At 56.5% G+C, this 20271-nt stretch carries 18 protein-coding genes and 1 pseudogene; 7 read left to right on the top strand and 12 right to left on the bottom strand.

From position 1 onward, the window contains the following. Positions 1 to 17: 17 nt before the first annotated feature. Entirely contained in the window at positions 18 to 404 is a 387-nt protein-coding gene (gene panM / locus RTM13_RS09740) for an aspartate 1-decarboxylase autocleavage activator PanM (protein WP_312211845.1), read from the top strand. Positions 405 to 452: 48 nt separating this feature from the next. Here the strand turns inward: panM and RTM13_RS09735 are convergent, their stop codons facing one another. The 8 genes from RTM13_RS09735 to ftsY all read right to left on the bottom strand — a co-directional run bounded on the left by RTM13_RS09735 (position 453) and on the right by ftsY (position 8480). Next, positions 453 to 971 carry a GNAT family N-acetyltransferase gene (locus tag RTM13_RS09735; RefSeq protein WP_312211844.1) on the bottom strand — a complete coding sequence of 173 codons (519 nt, stop codon included), beginning with the start codon at positions 969 to 971 and terminating at the stop codon, positions 453 to 455. Between the two features lie 3 nt (positions 972 to 974). Continuing rightward, positions 975 to 1244: a DUF1778 domain-containing protein gene (locus RTM13_RS09730; protein WP_312211936.1), complete on the bottom strand. Its 270-nt coding sequence runs from the start codon at positions 1242 to 1244 to the stop codon at positions 975 to 977. 229 nt (positions 1245 to 1473) lie between these two features. Then, entirely contained in the window at positions 1474 to 2574 is a 1101-nt protein-coding gene (gene livJ / locus RTM13_RS09725; protein WP_312211843.1) for a branched chain amino acid ABC transporter substrate-binding protein LivJ, read from the bottom strand. 196 nt (positions 2575 to 2770) lie between these two features. After that, positions 2771 to 4036 (bottom strand): 4-aminobutyrate--2-oxoglutarate transaminase, encoded by a 1266-nt coding sequence (locus tag RTM13_RS09720; protein WP_312211842.1) that lies wholly within the window; start codon positions 4034 to 4036, stop codon positions 2771 to 2773. 138 nt (positions 4037 to 4174) lie between these two features. Continuing rightward, positions 4175 to 5029 (bottom strand): RNA polymerase sigma factor RpoH, encoded by an 855-nt coding sequence (rpoH, locus tag RTM13_RS09715; protein WP_103820369.1) that lies wholly within the window; start codon positions 5027 to 5029, stop codon positions 4175 to 4177. Positions 5030 to 5294: 265 nt separating this feature from the next. Next, the gene (ftsX, locus tag RTM13_RS09710; RefSeq protein ID WP_312211841.1) at positions 5295 to 6350 is read right to left on the bottom strand and encodes a permease-like cell division protein FtsX; all 1056 of its coding nucleotides are present in this window, start codon (positions 6348 to 6350) and stop codon (positions 5295 to 5297) included. Then, complete coding sequence (ftsE, locus tag RTM13_RS09705; RefSeq protein WP_312211840.1) at positions 6343 to 7011, bottom strand: cell division ATP-binding protein FtsE; 669 nt, start codon at positions 7009 to 7011, stop codon at positions 6343 to 6345. The genes ftsX and ftsE overlap by 8 nt, the downstream gene beginning before the upstream one ends. A 2-nt stretch (positions 7012 to 7013) precedes the next feature. Then, positions 7014 to 8480, bottom strand: coding sequence for a signal recognition particle-docking protein FtsY (ftsY, locus tag RTM13_RS09700; RefSeq protein ID WP_312211839.1), 1467 nt, complete (start codon positions 8478 to 8480; stop codon positions 7014 to 7016). A gap of 203 nt (positions 8481 to 8683) precedes the next feature. On the opposite strand from ftsY, the gene rsmD reads away from it, so the two are divergent. From rsmD to zntA, 4 genes are all read left to right on the top strand, one after another. Continuing rightward, positions 8684 to 9295 (top strand): 16S rRNA (guanine(966)-N(2))-methyltransferase, encoded by a 612-nt coding sequence (rsmD, locus tag RTM13_RS09695; protein ID WP_312211838.1) that lies wholly within the window; start codon positions 8684 to 8686, stop codon positions 9293 to 9295. Then, positions 9289 to 9570, top strand: a complete 282-nt coding sequence (locus tag RTM13_RS09690; protein ID WP_042393225.1) for a DUF1145 family protein — start codon at positions 9289 to 9291, stop codon at positions 9568 to 9570. The genes rsmD and RTM13_RS09690 overlap by 7 nt, the downstream gene beginning before the upstream one ends. A 103-nt stretch (positions 9571 to 9673) precedes the next feature. Beyond that, positions 9674 to 10300 (top strand): lysoplasmalogenase, encoded by a 627-nt coding sequence (locus tag RTM13_RS09685; protein WP_312211837.1) that lies wholly within the window; start codon positions 9674 to 9676, stop codon positions 10298 to 10300. A 73-nt stretch (positions 10301 to 10373) separates the two neighbouring features. Next, a complete protein-coding gene (zntA, locus tag RTM13_RS09680) occupies positions 10374 to 12560 on the top strand; it encodes a Zn(II)/Cd(II)/Pb(II) translocating P-type ATPase ZntA (protein ID WP_312211836.1) in 2187 nt (728 codons plus the stop codon). A 125-nt stretch (positions 12561 to 12685) separates the two neighbouring features. Here zntA and RTM13_RS09675 read toward each other — a convergent pair whose 3' ends face one another. The 4 genes and pseudogenes from RTM13_RS09675 to RTM13_RS09660 form a co-directional block, all read right to left on the bottom strand. Continuing rightward, positions 12686 to 13972 (bottom strand): TRAP transporter large permease, encoded by a 1287-nt coding sequence (locus RTM13_RS09675; RefSeq protein WP_312211835.1) that lies wholly within the window; start codon positions 13970 to 13972, stop codon positions 12686 to 12688. Between the two features lie 10 nt (positions 13973 to 13982). Then, positions 13983 to 14492 carry a TRAP transporter small permease gene (locus RTM13_RS09670; protein ID WP_312211834.1) on the bottom strand — a complete coding sequence of 170 codons (510 nt, stop codon included), beginning with the start codon at positions 14490 to 14492 and terminating at the stop codon, positions 13983 to 13985. 23 nt (positions 14493 to 14515) lie between these two features. Continuing rightward, entirely contained in the window at positions 14516 to 15487 is a 972-nt protein-coding gene (locus RTM13_RS09665) for a TRAP transporter substrate-binding protein (RefSeq protein WP_312211833.1), read from the bottom strand. A gap of 161 nt (positions 15488 to 15648) precedes the next feature. Continuing rightward, a pseudogene (locus RTM13_RS09660) lies at positions 15649 to 16641 on the bottom strand (LacI family DNA-binding transcriptional regulator); the annotation flags it as partial. A 310-nt stretch (positions 16642 to 16951) separates the two neighbouring features. On the opposite strand from RTM13_RS09660, the gene RTM13_RS09655 reads away from it, so the two are divergent. Together RTM13_RS09655 and RTM13_RS09650 are read left to right on the top strand one after the other, a co-directional pair. After that, on the top strand, positions 16952 to 18184 hold the full coding sequence (locus RTM13_RS09655) for an oligosaccharide MFS transporter (protein ID WP_312211832.1): 1233 nt from the start codon (positions 16952 to 16954) through the stop codon (positions 18182 to 18184). An 11-nt stretch (positions 18185 to 18195) separates the two neighbouring features. Then, positions 18196 to 20250, top strand: coding sequence for a beta-galactosidase (locus RTM13_RS09650; RefSeq protein WP_312211831.1), 2055 nt, complete (start codon positions 18196 to 18198; stop codon positions 20248 to 20250). The last annotated feature ends 21 nt before the right edge of the window (positions 20251 to 20271 follow it).

The raw sequence follows: 20271 nt of genomic DNA, 5'->3' as shown, positions 1-20271 counted from the left end.
ATTTGGACCCGCAGTGAATGAAACTGACCATCATCCGTTTAGACACGTTTAGCGACCAAGATCGCATTGATTTAGCTAAAATTTGGCCGGAGTACTCCGCATCTTCGTTAAACGTTGACGATATGCACCCGATCTACGCTGCCCGCTTTAATGAGCGACTGCTGGCGGCAGTGCGCGTGACGCTTAGCGGCAGCGAGGGGGCGCTGGATTCTCTGCGCGTACGGGACGTGACCCGCCGTCGTGGCGTAGGGCAGTACCTGATTGAAGAGGCGATGGCGCGTAATCCGCAGGTGATCCGCTGGTGGATAGCAGATGTCGGCGTCGAGAACCGCAGCGTCATGGCAGCCTTTACCCAAGCGCTGGGCTTTCGCCCGCAGCAGGACGGCTGGGAAAAACGGCTGTAGCGACAATAAAAAGCCCGGTGGCGCTAGCGCTTATCGGGCCTGAATAGTTTATGAATAAAGCTGTTCGATAGATTTTGTCGGATAAAAGAGCGCATGCGCGTTTTCTCCTGACAGGGGAATAAACCCCAACGAGAGATAAAACGCATGCGCTTTCTCATTCATCGCTTCAACAAACAGACCATGAATCCCTACAGCCTGCGAGGCCGAATAGACAACCTTCATCGCATGGGAAACTAATACCGAACCCCACCCTTTTCCTTGCAGGGAACGATCGATGGCCAGGCGTCCCAGGGTAACGCTGGGAATATTGTTGTACGGGATTTTCTTCTGCTGTGACTTTGATGGCAGAGCTACTCGCTCGAAGCAGCTACCTGACAGGGTGTAGTAGCCCAGCACCTGTCTTTCCGGCGTTTTAGTTCTAAGAACATAGGCGCGCAGAATTTTGCCGTTATGCTGTCGCCTGAGATGATCGGTTAAAAAGAGATTGAGGACCGTTTCACCGCAGTCGAACTGCTGCCAGTTATACTCCGCATCCTCTGCGAGGATCTCTATCGTCAGGTTTTCCACGGTTCACTCCATGTCTTGAAGACGTTTCGCCGCGCGGTTGAGTTTCTCATTAGGTGATGGTGGGTTACTGAGCGCTTCCATGACGCGCGTCCAGGATTCATCGTTCAGAATAACCCTTCGATGCTGCTCGATAACTTCTGCCGCCCTTTCTGATGCGCTAGAGAGCATAAACTGAGTAATTGACTGATTGGTAAGCGCCGCAGCCTCTTCAATGATGCTCTTGTCATCATCAGTTAAGCGCAGATCGATACGCTGCTTTTTAAGTGCCGTCATGATGACCTCTTCAGCTATCAAGGTAATAGCGTAAATGTACGGATATTTACCGTACATTTATTGTATGCCTGTCGGTATAAAAATTCAACGCCTGGTGTGTGAGCGGCAATAAAAAGCCCGGTAGCGCTAGCGCTTACCGGGCCTACAGGGCGTCAGCTATTGCATATCCCATTTTCCCCAGTGACGTAGGCCGGGCAAGGCGTTAGCCGCCGCCCGGCGTATACATCAACTATTTGGCATCCGTGGCGGTACCATTGGCATGCCAGGTAAACACACCGAACTCGAAGCCTTTCAGGTCGCCCTTCTCATCCCATGACAGCGGCCCCATTACGGTATCCACGGAGTTGGCTTTCAGCCAGGTGGCAATTTCCGCCGGATCGTCGGACTGATTCAGGCCAGCCTGCAGGGATTGCAGCGCGGCGTAGGTAGTCCACACGAACGCGCCGCTCGGATCCTGTTTCTTCGCCTTGATTGCATCCACAACCGGTTTGTTCGCCGGAACCTGATCGTAGTTCTTCGGCTTGGTCACCAGCATACCCTCGGCGGATTCGCCAGCGATGTTAGAGAGTGATACGTTCGCTACCCCTTCCGGACCCATAAACTGGGTTTTCAGGCCTGCGGCGCGAGCCTGACGCAGGATCTGCCCCATCTCCGGATGGTAGCCGCCGTAGTAGACGAAGTCGATGTTCTCTTTCTTCAGGCGCGCCACCAGGGTGGAAAAATCTTTCTCACCGGCGGTGATACCGTCAAAGAACACCACGTTAGCGTTGCCCTTCTTCAGATTATCCTGCACGGCGCGGGCCAGGCCTTCACCGTACTGCTGTTTGTCATGAACGATGGCGATACGCTGCGGTTTGACCTTTTCCAGAATGTATTTCGCAGCGGTCGGTCCCTGATCGGAGTCGAGACCGGTAGTACGCAGCACCAGTTTATAGCCACGTGCGGTCAGCTCCGGAGCAGTTGCCGCTGGGGTGATCATCAGAATGCCTTCGTCTTCATAGATATCAGACGCTGGCTGCGTGGAGGAGGAGCAGAGGTGACCGATAACATATTTGATGCCATCGTTAATCACTTTGTTCGCCACCGCAACGGCCTGTTTCGGGTCACAGGCGTCATCGTATTTTACAATTTGCAGTTTTTCGCCTTTGATACCGCCTTTCGCATTAATGTCTGCAACGGCTTGTTCCGCGCCGGTAAACTCCTGATCGCCATACTGCGCAACCGGACCGGACATCGCGCCCACCACGGCCACTTTAATGTCTGCCTGTGCCATGGTGCTGAATGCCAACGCAATACATCCTGCCAGTAACGCTTTACCCTTCATTTTCATCCTGAGATTCCCCATTGTTCTGGTTGTAACACTTGTTGTGATGTTGTTTTATGGCGCTTTATTTCATATATGCGTCTGCTGTGCGCGCCTTTTCAGCACACTCTGCTAAAACATACCCCATTTTTATCTTTTGGGAATAGATATTTTGAAATGTTAATAGTGTATGCCCGGCAGTCGTATGCCACCGGGCGGGGGATTACTGCGCCAGCGAGCGGGAGAGGATATCCAGCGCACGACGGAACTGCGCATCGGGAATAGTGAGCGGATAGAGGAAGCGGATGACGTTGCCGTAGACGCCGCAGCTGAGCAGCAGCAGGCCCGCCTCCAGCGCGTGGGCCTGTACCTTCTGGGTAAAGGCCGGCGACGGTTCGCCGCTCTGCGGATCGATAAACTCTACGGCGACCATCGAACCCAATGCACGCACGTCGGCAATGTACGGGCAGGTGGCCTTCGCCTTGTTCAGCTCCGCCACCAGGGCTTCCCCCAGCTCACGGGAGCGCTCGCAAAGCTGCTCCTCTTCAATGACCTCCAGCACCGCCAGCGCGGAGGCGATCGCCAGCGGGTTACCGGCGTAGGTGCCGCCCAGCCCACCCGGTGCGGGGGCATCCATCACCTCGGCACGACCGGAAACCGCCGACAGCGGCAGGCCACCCGCGAGGCTCTTCGCCATGGTGATGAGATCTGGCTTCACGCTGTAGTGTTCCATCGCAAAGAGTTTGCCGGTGCGGGCATAGCCGCTCTGAACCTCATCGGCGATGAGCAGGATCCCGTGCTGGTCGCAGAGCTTACGCACGCCCTGCATAAAGTCGTCGGGCGCGATGACAAAACCGCCTTCCCCCTGTACCGGCTCCAGCAGGATGGCCGCCACCTGGTCCGGAGCGATATCGGCTTTAAAGATGCGCTCCAGGCTCTTCAGCGCATCCTGGGTTGAGACGTCATGTACCGCATTCGGATACTGAGCATGAAAGATCGAACCGGGGAAAGGGCCAAAGCCAATTTTGTAGGGGGCGACTTTACCGGTGAGAGCCATCGTCATCGAGGTGCGGCCATGAAAGCCACCGCCAAAGGCGATGACGCCAGGGCGTTTGGTATAAGCGCGGGCGATTTTAATCGCGTTCTCTACCGCTTCCGCACCGGTAGAGAAGAAGGCCGTTTTTGCTGGTCCCTCGACCGGCACGCGGGCGTTGATCTTCTCCGCCAGCGTCACGTAGCTCTCATAGGGCACCACCTGATAGGCCGTATGGGTAAAAGCGTGGAGCTGTTTCTCCACCGCCGCCACAACCTTCGGGTGGCGATGACCGGTATTCAGCACCGCAATCCCGGCGGCGAAGTCGATCACCTCGTTGCCCTCTATATCCCACAGCGTGGCGTTCTCCGCTCTGTCGGCGAAGAAGTGACACATTACACCGATGCCGCGCGGTGTCGCCTGTAAGCGGCGTTCATTTAGTTCGTTATTTTTCACCCTGTCCCCCTGAGAAATACCCATGCGTAGCGCATCTGTAAGTGTTTGCCAGGGGCTAAAAATTCGCCAGAGCGGGCGCTAAAAAAACAAAACCCCCGAACTCTCATCCAGGGGTATCAGCAGGTTACTTCGCGGAGGTTACGCTTCGATTGCCGCGCGCAGCTTTTTCATCGCATTCTTTTCCAGCTGACGCACGCGTTCGGCAGAGACGCCGTACTGGTCAGCCAGCTCCTGCAGCGTGGACTTGTTATCTTCGTCCAGCCAGCGGGCGCGAATGATCGCCTGGCTACGCTCGTCGAGACCCTGCATCGCATCGGTCAGGCGGTTTGCCGCCTGCTCTTCCCAGTTATCGTCTTCAATGCCGTCAGCAAAGTTAGACGATTTATCCTGCAGATAGAGCACCGGTGCCATCGGCTGGCTATCGGACTCATCGTCGGAGGACATATCGAAGGTCATGTCCTGCGCGGCCATACGGGACTCCATCTCGCGCACGTCTTTACTGGAGACGCCCAGCTCGCGTGCGACCATTTCGACTTCGTCCTGGTTGAACCAGCCCAGACGCTGCTTGGTTTTACGCAGGTTAAAGAACAGCTTACGCTGCGCTTTAGTGGTGGCGACCTTCACGATACGCCAGTTACGCAGCACGTATTCATGGATTTCGGCTTTGATCCAGTGCACCGCGAACGAGACCAGACGCACGCCCACTTCTGGATTGAAGCGGCGCACGGCCTTCATCAGACCGATGTTACCTTCCTGGATCAGGTCCGCCTGCGGCAGGCCATAGCCCGAGTAGTTACGAGCAATATGAACAACAAAGCGCAGGTGGGACAGGATCAGCGTTTTAGCTGCTTCCAGATCGCCCTGGTAATGCAGCTTTTCAGCCAGCGCCCGCTCTTCATCAGCCGTTAACATCGGCCAAGCGTTAGCGGCCCGGATGTAAGACTCCAGGTTACCAACAGGGGCTAAAGCTAAAGTTTGCATTTCTTTGGTCATTCAAATCCTCTCAATAGACTTCTTACTGGCGGCGGTTCGTCCCTGGGTAAGGCAACAAACATGCCAGTGATTGTGAGCAACGAGAATATCATCCACATTTTTATCAGACAGTGATTTTATCCACAAGTTCAATGCCATCTTGTGAATAGATTACGCACAAATTGTGACACTTCATTGATAAAAACAGAAGCAGGGGAGAAGAGATAACAGGGACTCTTTCCCTGCAGGACATCAAGTGCAGGGAAAGAGTATATCAAAAAATCGCTTAGTCAGGCGTAAAGTGACGTAAATGTTGTACCGTCGCCAGCCAGGCGGCCAGCCAGCCGATCATTGAGCAGACCAGCAGCAGCAGCAGGCACTCATCAAACGACAGACCGTCGAGGTTAAACTGCGTACCAAACACCTTCGCTACATCGGTCACGGCGGCGGAAAGCCGCATCACCAGTACCTCAGAGAGGATCAGCGACATCAGCGCCCCGCTAAAGCCCAGCAGCGCTCCGCCATAGAGGAACGGACGGAGGATAAAACCGTCAGTCGCACCAATCAGCTTCTGCACGTTGATCGTGTCGCGGCGGGAGAAGATGCTCAAACGCACGCTGTTGCCGATCACCAGGAACACGGCGGCTACCATCAGAATGCCGATCATCGCCGACACACGGCCGACCAGCCCGGTCAGCGCCGTCAGGCGGGCAAACCAGCTGTCGTCCATGCGCACTTCATCGATACCGTTGATACGGGTAATACGATCCCGCAGCGTATTCAGCGACTCGGTGCTCTGGAAATCAAGCTTAGGTACCACCACCGCCACGGCAGGCAGCGGGTTCTCTTCGAGCATATCCAGTGCGCCGCCAAACCCGGACCAGTTACGGAACTCGCCAAGGGCATCCTCGCGGGAGAGATAGTTAACCTTCTCTACCCCCTGCTCCGACTGTAGCTGGCCCACCACCTGCTGCGCGGCGTTATCATCCAGCGCCTTATCAAGGTAGACGGTGATCTGCGGCGACGGATAGTACTGGGTCGCCGCCTGGTTGACGTTCTTATAGACCATGTAACAGACGCTGGGCAGCGTGAGGGAGATAGCAATCACCATCACCGTCAGGAAGGTCGCCAGCGGCTTGCTCTTGAGATCCTGAAGCGCGCCGCTAAACGCGTAGCGCATCTGCTCATTGAAGACGTTACTCTTCCGTGAGCCGGGCTTAGGCGGCGTCTTGCTGCGTCCGGATGGGGGACGATTGCCGCCCGCGCCTGCGCCAGGCTTGCGGAAGCGATCGAACCTGCCGCCAAACTGGCGGATTTGATTTACTGCGTCGCGTTTATTCACCCGTCAGGCCTCCATGCAAATGGCCGTCGCTCAGGCTCAGCGTCCGATATGAACGACGGGAAATCAGTCCGATGTCGTGCGTTGCCATCAGAACGGTGACCCCGACGCGGTTAAACTCTTCGAACAGGCGCAGAATGCCTTCCGAAAGCGCCTCATCAAGGTTACCGGTCGGTTCATCCGCCAGCAGCACCGCCGGCTTGTTGACCACGGCGCGGGCGATACCCACACGCTGCTGCTCACCGCCGGAGAGTTGAATCGGAAAATTTTTCGCTTTGTCCAGCAGCCCGACCTTATCCAGCGCCGCAGAGACGCGGCGACGAATATCATCCCCGCTGGCCCCGGCAATAATCAGTGGGATAGCCACGTTGTCGTAAACCGTACGGTCCATCAACAGATGGTGATCCTGGAAAATCATGCCGATCTGCCGACGCAGAAACGGCACTTCGCGATTCTTCAGGCGGCTAATATCATGGCCGCCAAAGAAGATTTTCCCGGCGCTTGGCCGCTCAATACCACAGATCAGCTTGAGCAGCGTACTTTTCCCTGCGCCAGAGTGGCCGGTCAGAAATGCCATCTCGCCCTGCTGCAGGTGAAAGGTCACCCCCTGCAGCGCTTGTCTCCCACCGAGATAGGCCTTGCTGACGTGTTCAAAGCGAATCATTGTTAATCCTCTCGGGCAAAAAGTGCCTCTATAAAATCGCCCGCATTAAACGGACGCAAGTCCTCTATACGCTCGCCAGTCCCGATATACCGGATAGGGATCCCGAACTGGTCGGCGACGGAGAAGATCACCCCACCCTTCGCCGTACCATCCAGCTTGGTCAGCGTGATCCCCGTCAGGCCTACCGCCTCGTTAAACAGACGGGTCTGGCTTACTGCATTCTGCCCGGTGCTGGCGTCAATGGTCAGCATCACTTCATGCGGCGCGTCGACGTCCAGCTTTTTCATTACGCGGACAATCTTTTTCAGCTCTTCCATCAGGTGCGCTTTATTCTGCAAGCGACCAGCAGTATCGGCGATGAGCACGTCAATGCCGCGTGATTTCGCCGCCTGGATAGCATCGAAGATGACCGAAGCGGAGTCTGCACCGGTGTGCTGGGCAATCACCGGGATATTGTTGCGCTGGCCCCACACCTGAAGCTGCTCAACCGCCGCCGCACGGAAGGTATCCCCTGCCGCCAGCATCACCGATTTACCCTGCTGTTCAAACTGACGTGCCAGCTTACCGATAGTCGTGGTTTTACCTACGCCGTTGACGCCGACCATCAGAATAACAAATGGCGTTTTGCCTTCAATATTAAGCGGCGCATCAACTTTTGCGAGAATATCGCCCATCTCTGCCTTCAGCAGGCCGTAGAGCGCCTCGGCATCGTGCAGCTGTTTGCGGCTGGCGCTCTCGGTCAGCGTGGCGATAATTTTGCGCGTCGTCTCAACGCCAACGTCCGCCACCAGCAGCTGCTCTTCCAGCTCCTCGAACAGATCATCATCGATTTTTTTGCCGCGGAAAAGAGTGATAAATCCGGAACCGAGATTCTCTTTCGTTTTCAGCAGGCTGCGTTTCAAGCGCGCAAAGAAACCCTCTTTGGTGGGTTTTTCCTGCTCCAGAGGCGCGACCTCAACAGGCTCCTCCTCGAGGGCGATCTCCTCTTCCGCAGGGGTAGAGAGCGCAGCGGCCTCCAGCTCCTCGTCGGTGAGGTCACGCTGATCCTCTTCGGTTAACCACTCTTCCGGTTCCGGCTCTGGCTCGACGAGAGCAACCTCTTCCGTCTGCGGCAGCTCTTCCTGGGCAATGTACACCGGCGGCTGAGCATGGAGAGGCGCTTCCTGCGGCGGCGCAGGCTCTTCTGGAAGCTCTTCCGGCACAGTCTCCTGAAGCTCTTCTCGGGCAACAACCTGCTCCGTCACCTCGACGACGTCGGCGGCAAAGGCTTCTGACTCGGCTTCGCTATGCGGGGCATGCTCCGCTTCTGCTTCCGCTTGCGTCTCTTTTTCAGTTACAACCGCCGCCTGCTGCTGGATCTGCTCTTCCGGCTGCTGCTCAACCTGCTGCTCTGGCTCTGCCTGCTGCGGCTCCTCTTTTGGGCCCAGGCCCAGCCAGGAGAGGAAACCCCGTTTTTTCTCTTTTGCCATTTGCGACTACACTCCTCGCGGTTAATTCATGGCACAGCCCGTATTGTCCTAAAGATAGTCGCAAACAGGGACTGAAAATGGTGTAAGTAATTCGTTAGTCTAACACTTTCCTGATTCCACAGCACCGCCTGCGGATTAAGGTTTCGTCCGGCGTCGCCCGCCGCTAAAATGGCGGCCTAAAAATTGTGACCAGAGCCAGCATTATGAAAAAACCCAACCGAGCCGCCAGCGGCCAGATACGCATCATTGGCGGCCAGTGGCGCGGCCGAAAACTCCCGGTGCCGGACAGCCCCGGCCTGCGGCCAACCACGGATCGCGTCAGGGAGACCCTGTTTAACTGGCTGGCCCCCTCAATGGTAGACGCGCGCTGCCTCGACTGCTTCGCCGGCAGCGGTGCGCTGGGCCTTGAGGCGCTGTCGCGCTATGCCGCTTCGGCAACGCTGATAGAGATGGAGCGCGGCGTGGCCCGCCAGCTGCAACAGAACCTGGCGACGCTGAACGCCACCCAGGGCAAGGTGGTTAACGACAACACCCTCGCGTTCCTTAACCAGAGCGGGACCCCGCATGATATCGTCTTTGTCGATCCGCCGTTTCGTAAAGGCCTGCTTGATGAGACATTGCGGCTGCTGGAAAATAACGGCTGGCTGGCGGATGACGCGCTAATCTATGTAGAGAGCGAAGTGGAAAATGGGCTGCCGCCCGTGCCGACACACTGGGATCTGCACCGTGAAAAGATAGCCGGACAGGTCGCCTACCGTCTCTATCACCGACAAGTACCTTTATCATCGATACGTACAGGGAGCGTAACATGCTGATTAATCTGGGCCGAATCATGATGCTGTGCGTCTGGGCATTTCTGATCCTTAACCTGGTTCACCCCTTCCCGCGTCCGCTGAATATTTTCGTCAACGTAGCGCTGGTTTTCACCGCCTTTATGCATGCCTTACAGATGGTGATGATGAAAACCGCCCTGCCAAAGGATGGCCCGCAGATGACCGCCGCCGAGCAGTGGCGCATCTTCCTGTTTGGCGTCTTTGAGCTGCTGGTGTGGCAGAAAAGGCTTAAGCAGAATCTTCAGCAGAAGAAGTAATCGCACGGGCCAGCGTTGTCATCTGCCCGCAACGGCCACTACACTGAATAGCAAGGGTGTGGGCGTGACGTCCACGAGACAGTAACGAATTCAAGGAATTAAGATGCTTTGGTCGTTTATCGCCGTATGTTTTTCCGCCTGGCTCTACGTGGACGCGTCCTATCGCGGGCCAGCCTGGCAACGCTGGGTTTTTAAACCCGTCACGCTGCTGCTGCTATTGCTGCTAGCCTGGCAAGCGCCGATGTTTAACGCCGTCAGCTATCTGGTGCTGGCCGGTCTGTGCGCCACCCTGGTGGGCGATGCGCTGACTCTGCTGCCTCGCCAGCAGCTGCTCTACGCCATCGGGGCGTTCTTCCTCGCCCATCTGCTTTACACCATCTACTTCGCCAGCCAGATGACCCTCAGCTTCTTCTGGCCGCTGCCGCTGGTGCTGTTGGTAATTGGCGTCCTGTTGATTGCCACCGTCTGGACACGCCTTGAGGAGCTACGCTGGCCCATATGCACCTTTATTGCCATGACGCTGGTGATGGTCTGGCTGGCAGGCGAGCTGTGGTTCTTCCGCCCCACCAGCCCGGCGCTGTCGGCATTTGTCGGTGCAACCCTGCTGCTGCTGAGTAACATCGTCTGGCTAGGCAGCCACTATCGCCGCCGCTTCAGGGCAGACAGCGCTATCTCCAGCGCCTGCTATTTTGCTGGCCACTTCCTGATTGTTCGCTCTCTCTATCTATAACGCTTGACTCTGGAGTCGACTCCAGAGTGTATCCTCCGGTTAATGAGAAAATTATCATTGACCGGAGGACATCATGTCTGTTCCTGAAAAGCCCAAAAAAGCACCGCAGTTTACGGCGTTTAAGCTCACCCCTACCCCGGTCAAAGAGGATTGCTGCTGCGAGGTAGAGTGCGAGACGCAGCGTGCTGTCCCCCTTCCGGCTAGCGGCGATCGTTACAGCTGGATCGTTAACGGCATGGACTGCGCCGCCTGCGCCCGCAAAGTAGAGAACGCGGTCAGACAGGTTGCCGGGGTTGAGCAGGTTCAGGTGCTTTTCGCCACCGAGAAACTGCTGGTTAACGCCTCGGGCAACGTCAGCGCGCAGGTAGAGGCCGCGGTCAAAAAAGCCGGTTACTCCCTGCGCAGCGAGACGGCCCCGGCAGAGAAAACGTCCTTCCTGCAGGAAAACCTGCCGATCATCACGCTGATTATCATGATGGCGCTAAGCTGGGCGCTGGAGCAGGTCAACCATCCGCTCGGTAATCTGGCCTTTATCGCTACCACTCTTGTTGGCCTCTACCCTATCGCCCGCCAGGCGCTGCGCCTGATGCGAAGCGGCAGCTGGTTTGCCATTGAGACGTTGATGAGCGTGGCGGCCATCGGGGCGCTGTTTATCGGCGCAACGGCAGAGGCAGCGATGGTGCTGCTGCTATTTTTAGTCGGCGAGCGTCTTGAAGGCTGGGCCGCCAGCCGGGCGCGTAAGGGGGTTAGCGCCCTGATGGCGCTCAAGCCGGAGACCGCAACTTTGGTGGTTAACGGCGAGCGTAAAACCGTGGCGATAGGCGCGCTGCGTCCAGGGAATGTGATTGAGGTGGCTGCCGGAGGGCGTTTACCGGCCGATGGAGCACTACTTACCGCCGCCGCTGACTTTGATGAGAGCGCCCTTACCGGCGAATCGATCCCGGTGGAGCGAACCGCAGGGGAAAAAGTGCCTGCCGGGGCCACCAGCGTGGATCGCATGGTTCAGCTGAAGGTGCTGTCAGAGCCGGGCGATAGCGCCATCGACCGCATCCTCAGGCTGATTGAGGAGGCCGAGGAGCGCCGTGCGCCCGTCGAACGCTTTATCGATCGCTTCAGCCGGATCTATACCCCGATCGTTATGTTCATCGCCCTGCTGGTGGCGATTGTGCCACCGCTGCTCTTTAGCGCAGCGTGGGAAGGTTGGATCTACAAGGGGCTGACGCTGCTGCTCATCGGCTGCCCATGCGCGCTGGTGATCTCCACCCCAGCGGCGATCGCTTCCGGACTGGCGGCCGCGGCACGGCGGGGAGCGCTGATTAAAGGCGGCGCAGCGCTGGAGCAGCTCGGACGCGTGCGCCATATCGCCTTCGATAAAACCGGCACCCTGACGCTGGGTAAACCGCAGGTTACAGGAATTTATCCTCATGCATCCACAGAGAACGAACTGCTGACGCTGGCTGCCGCGGTTGAACAGGGTTCCACCCACCCGCTGGCGCAGGCAATTGTGCGGGAAGCCCACTCGCGTGGGCTGGTGATACCGGCAGCTACGGCGCAGCGTGCGCTGGTGGGGTCGGGTATTGAAGCCGACGTTGAGGGTAAAAAGATCGTGATTTGTGCAGCGGATAAGTTTCCTGCCTCCGAATTTAGCGAGCGCATTCACAAGCTGGAAGCCGCCGGGCAGACGGTGATCGCCGTGGTTGAAGATGGCGCGTTAAAAGGCCTGTTGGCGCTGCGGGACACGCTGCGTGACGATGCTAAAGAAGCCGTTGCCGCTCTGCATCGACTGGGCGTGCAGGGGACGATCCTGACGGGGGATAATCCGCGTGCGGCAGCGGCGGTAGCCCGCGAGCTGGGGCTTGAGTTTAAAGCTGGACTGCTGCCAGCAGATAAGGTGGCGGCGGTAACCGCATTGAATGTGCACACCCCGCTGGCGATGGTTGGGGACGGCATTAACGATGCTCCGGCAATGAAGGCAGCGACCATCGGTATTGCGATGGGCAGCGGCACCGACGTGGCGCTGGAGACCGCCGACGCGGCATTGACTCACAGTAGGCTAAGCGGGCTGGCAGAGATGATTACCCTGGCACGGGCAACGCACGCCAACATTCGGCAGAACATTGCCATTGCGCTAGGGCTGAAGGCGGTGTTCCTGGTGACCACCCTGCTGGGGATCACCGGACTTTGGCTGGCGGTGCTCGCCGACACCGGCGCAACGGTGCTGGTGACGGCGAACGCATTACGGTTATTACGTAGAAGATAAAAACTATAGGGCACGAACCGTAGGCCGGGTCAGGCGTTAGCCGCCCACCTGGCGTAGCGGAGCTGATTTAACGCCCGGCGGCGCTATGCTTGCCGGGCCTACAACGACACGAACCCTCTTAAATATTACTGCATCCCCAGGATCCCCGGTAGCCAGAGCGAAATGGCCGGGATATAGGTCACCATGCCCAGCACCACCAGCAGCATTGCGTAAAACGGCAGCATTGCCTTCACTACCGTTTCGATCTTCTGCTTGCTCACCGCGCTGGCGACAAACAGCACCGAGCCTACCGGCGGCGTGATCAGCCCGATCCCGAGGTTGACCATCATGATCATGCCGAAGTGCACCGGATCGATCCCTAACGAGTTAGTTACCGGCAGCAGCACCGGGGTCAGGATCAGAATGATCGGGGCCATGTCCATCAGGGTGCCGATCAGCAGCAGCATAATGTTGAGATACATCAGAATGACGTACTTGTTATCCGACAGCGAGGTAAAGAACTCGGTGATACGCATTGGCAGCTGCATGTAGGTCATCACCGCGCCGAATGCTGCGGCAAAGCCGATCAGGATCATCACGATGGTGACGGTCTTCACCGTGCGGCACATCAGCTTCGGCAGCTCGTTCCACTTGTAGTCGCGGTAGATAAACATCGTGACAAAGAACGCCCACAGGCAGGCGACCGCCGCTGACTCGGTGGCGGTAAAGATCCCCGACAGAATGCCGCCGAGAATGATCACCACCGTCATCAGTCCCCACATGGCATCAAGCAGGATTTTCACCGCCTGTTTAAACGGGATCCGTTCGCCTTTCGGGTAGCCACGTTTGCGGGCAAACCCCAGGCAGAGCACCATCAGGCTCACGCCGAGCAGTAACCCCGGCAGTACGCCAGCGATAAACAGCGTAGCGATGGAGACCGTACCCCCCGCCGCCAGAGAGTAGATCACCGAGTTATGGCTGGGTGGGATGAGAATGGCCTGCACCGAGCCGCTGGCGGTCACTGCCGCTGCGTACTCTCGTGGGTAGCCCTTCTTCTCCATCTCCGGGATCATCACGCTGCCGATAGAGGCCGTGTCCGCTACCGACGAGCCGGAGATCGCGCCGAAAAAGGTTGAGGCGACAATATTCACCAGCGACAGGCCGCCGCGAATAAAGCCGACAAAAATATAGGCAAAGTTTACCAGCCGCCGGGCAATGCCGCCTTCCGCCATGATCGCACCCGCCAGGATAAAGAACGGGATCGCCAGCAGGGTAAACTTGTTCACCCCGCTGGTGATCTGGATCATCAGCGCCTCAAGAGGCAGGTCGATCCACAGCGCACCAGCCACGGCGCTTAATCCGACAGCGAAGGCCACCGGCATCCCCAGCGCCAGCAAAATGGCGAGGGTGAATAACAAAACAAACGCATCCATCTTTCACCCCTTAACCATGGTTGCCGATCAGTACGACCGGACGGTTTTCCTGCGAACCAAACAGCAGGCGTTCAAGCACAAACAGGATCAGGATCGCCGACCCGAGCGGCAGCGGCAGGTAGCTCTCCCCTGAAGTCAGAATGGGAAACTCGGCGACGGGCTGCTCCCACAGCTCAACGCACAGCAGGTAGCTGTACCAGAAAATCAGCAGCGAGATCCCCAGCATCAGCAGATCCACCAGCCTGGCGCACAGGGCTTTGAGCGAATCGGGCAGCCGATCGGTAAGCATGTTAACCGCGATATGTGACCCGGCGCGGTAGCTCACCGCGGCCCCGATAAAGGTAAAGGTCACCATGCAGATAATGGCGATTGGCTCCGGCCAGGACTCGCCGCGGTTGAGCACGTAGCGCGAGAAGATGCCAATCGGGATCACGATGGTCATCACCAGCAGCGACAGGCCCGCCACGGCCATGGCGAGCAGGTACAGACGGTCCATCCACTTCAGGTAGAGTTGGGACATACGTCCTCCACAACAGGTCAGGTTTACTGGACGTCAGCGATGGCTTTCATCAGATCCTGATGCTTATCGCCATACTGGGCGCGCACCGGCTCTGTCGCTTTGATAAAGACCGTTTTGTCGATGTCGTGGAACTGAACCCCGCCCGCCTTCATCTTGTCGAGCGCCTGCTGGTTATAGGCCTGCCACAGCTTGCGCTGCTCAAACTGCGCTTCGCGGGCAAGGGTGAGGATCTTCTGCTGCTCGTCGGCACTGAGTTTGTCCCACTTCACTTTGGAGTAGAGCAGCATCTCTGGGGTGATAAAGTGACCGCTAAGAGTATAGTTTTTCGCGACCGGCATATAGTTGTGCGCCACGTAGGTCGGCGGGTTGTTCTCTGCGCCGTCGATGACGCCAGTCTGCATTCCGCTATAGACCTCGCTAACGCCCATCGCTACCGAGTTAGCGCCCATATCTTTCAGCGTGGCTAACGCTACCGGGCTACCCTGTACGCGGATCTTCTTCCCTTTCAGATCTTCCGGTTTGACGATGGGATCCTTGGTGATCAGGTTGCGGGTACCGGAATCCATCCAGCCGAGGAATACCAGACGGGATTTCGGATTGGCGGTGAGCTTGTCACCAATGCTTTTACCGATATCGCCGTCGATGATCTTATGCATGTGATCTTCATCGCGGAAGACGTAGGGCAGCGTAAAGACTTCGATGTCCGGCAGGATCGCCGCCACCGGTGCCATGGAGACGCGGATCATGTCGATGGCGCCCATCTGCGCCTGCTCAATCATCTGCTTTTCATCCCCGAGCACGCCGCCGGGGAAGACTTTAATCTCCAGCTTGCCGTCGGTTTGCTGTTTCAGTTTTTCGCCCATCTGCTCCACGGCCACCACGTTGGGATAACCCTGCGGGTGGACGTCGGCAGCCTTAATGGTTTGAGCAGCAACGGAGGAAGCAAAGGCAGAGAGGCACAGAGCGGCTAACAACGGCTTGAGGGTCGTTTTCATTGAGTCAACTCCAGGGTAGTGAGGTAAGCGCCAGGACAGCGTTTTAATTTTTACGCTTAAAAACTACACTACGTCTGGAGAAGCAGAGGTGAAGCGGTTCACAAAAGTAATAAGATTGTGAAACGATGGTTCAATTATGTGACAACGGTAGTCCAAATAGCCGTTGAGCTACGCAGCACAAACTCTGCCGGAAGAGTGCAACTCTCTGGTAGCTTACCCGGCGCAGCTGCCAACACCCTTGCTACCGCCTCTCTCCCCTGCGCATCCAGATCCAGACGCACCGTAGTCAGAGAGGGGATAAAAAACGCACTTTCGTAGCTGTCATCGTAACCCACTACCGAGACCTGCTCAGGTACGGCAATCCGTGCCTGATGTAAGGCGCTCAGCGCTCCCAGTGCCATCTGGTCGTTACCTGCCAGCAGAGCGGTAAACGTTTTTTTCTCAGCAAGCAGCGTCTGCACGCCGGCAAACCCGCTCGGCGCGTCCCATGAGCCAAAGATAACCGAGCACGGCGTCAGACTATACTCATTAAGGCTATCCAGCCAGCTGGCTAAACGCAGCTGGGCCGATACGGCATGCTGTGGGCCAGGCATCAGCGCAATATGCCGGTGTCCCAGCTCATAAAGCTGTTTTACGCTCTCTCGGGTGCCGTTTGTCGGATCGAAAATCACGTGGAAAACATCGCTATCAGGTGCGACGTCGAGAAACAGACAGGTAACGTCTTCATTCTGCTTAGCCACTGTTTCAGCGACGGCCCTTTCCAGCGGCACGTTGATAATGATTTTGTCGACCAGCTGCGACTTAAAGTCATTAATCGACTGCTGAATGGCAGTGGTATCGCTTTCATCAATCATTGAGATAAGAACCTGATACCCAGCGTCGCGGGCATGTTTTTTTACCGAAGCGGCTATCTGTGACGGTGCATGGAGAGCAAGCGAAGTCGTCACCAGTCCAAGCGTTTGGGCCTGTTTCCCCACCAGCTGCTGAGCGAGACGATTTGGCACATAGCGTAGTTCCTCAATGGCCTTTTCAACGCGGATACGGGTCTTTTCGGCAACGTTCACTGACTTGTTCAGTACCCTGGAGACGGTCTGGTAAGAGACGCCAGCGTGGCGAGCAACATCTTCCAGCGTCGCGTTTTTGCTCTTATGCACCCTTTTTCCTTTTCGGTTATCTCTCAAGTTTACCGCTCTATAATACCAAAATGTCTTACGTTCACATGGTGGATTTTTGCGATCTTGTTCACTTTTTGCCGCAAGAAAAAAGCACGTTGTGTGATAACGGTTACATTTCGCCGCGGTGAGCATTGTGCAAAAGATTTGTCAGGTATTGTATGTAACCCACGGATGTGAACGTCGTACATTTTAAACGACAGAGTCACATCAACCAGCCACACCCCAAGAACGCTATTCGCTGAAGCCCAGGCGAAGCACCGACGTCTGTTCCTTGATAAGGAAAAAAGAGATGGTTACCGGCAAAAGGAACTACATACTTTTAAGTATTTTCGACTTTCTCTATCTGTTTGCCTGGTCGGCAACGATGGCTTTTTTTGTCATCTGGACTACCCAGCATCTGGGTATTAGCGCGACAAAAACCGGTTGGCTCTATGCCATCAACGCCTTTATTGCCCTGACCATGCAGCCATTCTTTGGTTATATTTCTGACAAATTTGGCACCAAAAAATCGCTTATTTTCCTGATTGTTGCCCTGCTGTTGCCGATTGGGCCATTCTTTATTTACGTCTATGCTCCGCTACTGGTGAGCACCTTCTGGTTAGGGGCGATTCTCGGCGGTATCTATCTGGGGATCATCTTTAACTCGGGCTGCGGCGTTATCGACTCTTACATTGATAAAATCTCCCGTCGCTACGCCTTTGAATATGGCCGGGTCAGAATGTGGGGATCGCTGGGCTGGGCCGCGGCGGCCTATATTGTGGGTCGCAATATCAACGATAATCCTAACCTCTCTTTCTGGCTGGCCAGCGCGGCTATCGTATTAGCCGCTGTCTGCTTTATGCTGACCAAAATAGAGGTCACGGTTGAAGAGGAGAAGATGACCTCCTCGCTGAAGGCTGGACATGTGTTCGAGCTGGCAAAAAATCGTCAGTTCTGGATGCTGATTATCTTCACGCTGTTCGTCACGCAAATCTACGATACCTATGACCAGCAGTTCGCCCAGTATTTCTCCCTGCAATTCTCCAGCGTAGACGTCGGGAATAAGTGGTACGGCACCCTCGCGTCGGTACAGGTCTGTTTTGAAACGCTATTTTTAGGGCTGATGCCGTGGTTTGTAAATCGCGTGGGAGCAAAATGGGCATTAGTGATTGCCGGGACGATTATGTCGGTACGTATTCTTGGTTCCGCCGTACCTCTCGGCCCGGTGTGGATTGCCACGGTAAAAATGATGCACGCCATCGAGAAGCCGCTCATTCTCATCGCCGTGTTTAAGTTTATTGCGCAGAATTTCGATCACAAGCTCTCATCGACCATCTATCTGCTGGTGCTGTTTGCCGCGTCCATCGCCACTACGCTCTACTCGCCAGCTGTCGGCTATCTGTACGACACCATTGGTTTCGCCAACACCTATATCATTCTTGGCACTGTTTCAGGCCTCTTCACGCTCTTCTCCGTGTTCTCTTTACATAACCGGAAAGGCCAGGCCATCAATCTTTCTCAGGAGAGAGAGTCTTTAGCTTAACGGAGGCGGTCATGCGCAACTTATTTCCAGCACTGGGTTTTTTACACGGTGCCGATTACAACCCCGATCAGTGGTTGCATCAGCCAGGCATTATCGAGCAGGACATTGCGATGATGAAAGAGGCCCGGTGCAACGTCATGTCGGTCGGCATATTTAGCTGGTCAAGCCTGGAGCCTGAAGAGGGCCACTACCAGTTTGGCTGGCTGGATAACGTGCTCGATAAGCTTTATGCCAACGGCATCTCTGTTTTTCTGGCGACGCCCAGCGGAGCAAGGCCAGCGTGGGTATCGGAAAAATATCCAGAGGTGTTAAGAACCAATAGCGATCGCACCCGGAATCTGCACGGCGAGCGGCATAATCACTGCTACTCCTCTCCCGCCTATCTCCGTCTGACGGGAAAGATAAACGCGCAGCTGGCCAGGCGCTATGCCAATCATCCGGCGGTGCTGGCCTGGCATATCTCCAATGAATATGGCGGGGAGTGCCACTGCGAGATCTGCCAGGAAAACTTTCGCAGCTGGCTGAAGGAGAAATATCAGAGCTTAGAGAACCTGAACCAGCGCTGGTGGAGCACCTTCTGGAGCCACCAATATACCAGCTGGAGTCAGATCCACTCCCCTGGGCCGCTGGGGGAGCAGTCGGTTCATGCCCTGAACCTTGACTGGCGGCGCTTCGTCACTGAGCAGGTGGCGCTATTCTGCCGCCATGAGATAGAAACGGTAAAACCCTTTAATCCGGCGCTGCCAGCGACAACAAATTTTCACGGCGCGTTTTATGATTACGATTACTGGCGCCTGGCGCAGGAGATCGATTTTATCTCCTGGGACAGCTACCCGGAGTGGCATCAGACCCGGGATCAGCAGGCGCTCGCCTCCTATACTGCCTTTACGTTTGACCTGATGAGAAGCCTGAAGCCCGGCCTGCCGTTTTTGCTGATGGAGTCGACGCCGGGTACCACCAACTGGCAGCCGATCAGCAAGCTGAAAAAACCGGGGATGCACCTGCTTTCGGCCCTGCAGGCGGTGGCGCATGGCTCTGGTTCGGTGCAGTATTTTCAGTGGCGTAAAAGCCGCGGCTCCAGCGAGAAGCTGCATGGTGCGGTGGTCGATCATGTTGGGCACCTCAACACGCGGGTGGGGCAGGATGTCAAACAGGTTGGCGCTGCGCTGGAGAAGCTGGCCTATGCGGCAGGGAGCGATTATCGGGCCGAGGTAGCGATTGTTTACGACTGGGATAACCGCTGGGCGGTGAACGATTCGGCAGGGCCACGCAACTGCGGCATCAAATTCGAAGAGACCGTGCATAAGCACTACCAGGCGCTATGGCAGCAAAACATTCAGGTCGATATTGTCTCCCAGCGCGCCGATATTAGCCGGTACCGCGTCGTCGTTGCACCTATGCTCTATATGGTAAACGAGGCGTTTGCCGACCGGGTGAACCAGTTCGTTGCCGCAGGCGGCATTTTTATTGCCACCTACTGGTCAGGGATCGTTAACGAGGACGATCTCTGTTACACCACCGGCTTCCCTGGCCCGCTGCGGGAGGTTTTAGGCATCTGGTCAGAAGAGATCGACAGCCTGTACGACGGGGAAACGAACCAGATCCAGATGACGGCTGCATCGTGGGATAAAGCGACCCGCGACTATACCTGCCTTGAGCTATGCGATCTGATCCATACCGAAGGGGCAGAGGTGCTGGGCGTTTATCAGCGGGACTTCTACCAGGGCAGGCCAGCCGTAACCCGCAACCGCTATGGTAAAGGCGAGGCGTACTACGTCGCGGCCAGAACCGGAAGCGATTTTCTGACGGACTTCTACCAGCTGATCGCAGACCGGCACGGGCTGTCTGCCTGCACGACCCTGCGTTTACCGCCTGGAACAGTCGCCACCGTCAGAGAGCAGGATGGCAAGCGGTATATCTTTGTGCAGAACTTTAGCGATTGTGCCGTGACGCTGGAGCTGGCCCAGGAGGCCGGGCCGCTTGAGGCGTTGCTCAATACCGGAGAACGACAGGAGCAGCAGTACACGCTGCCCGCCTTTGGCGTCGAGGTCTTTCTGGCCGAGTAAACTAAACGCCGGGCGGCACTG

This window comes from Pseudescherichia sp., from assembly GCF_031979925.1.
In the GTDB taxonomy this organism is placed as follows: Bacteria; Pseudomonadota; Gammaproteobacteria; order Enterobacterales; family Enterobacteriaceae; genus Pseudescherichia.
This window is presented reverse-complemented; position numbering and strand designations above follow the sequence as displayed.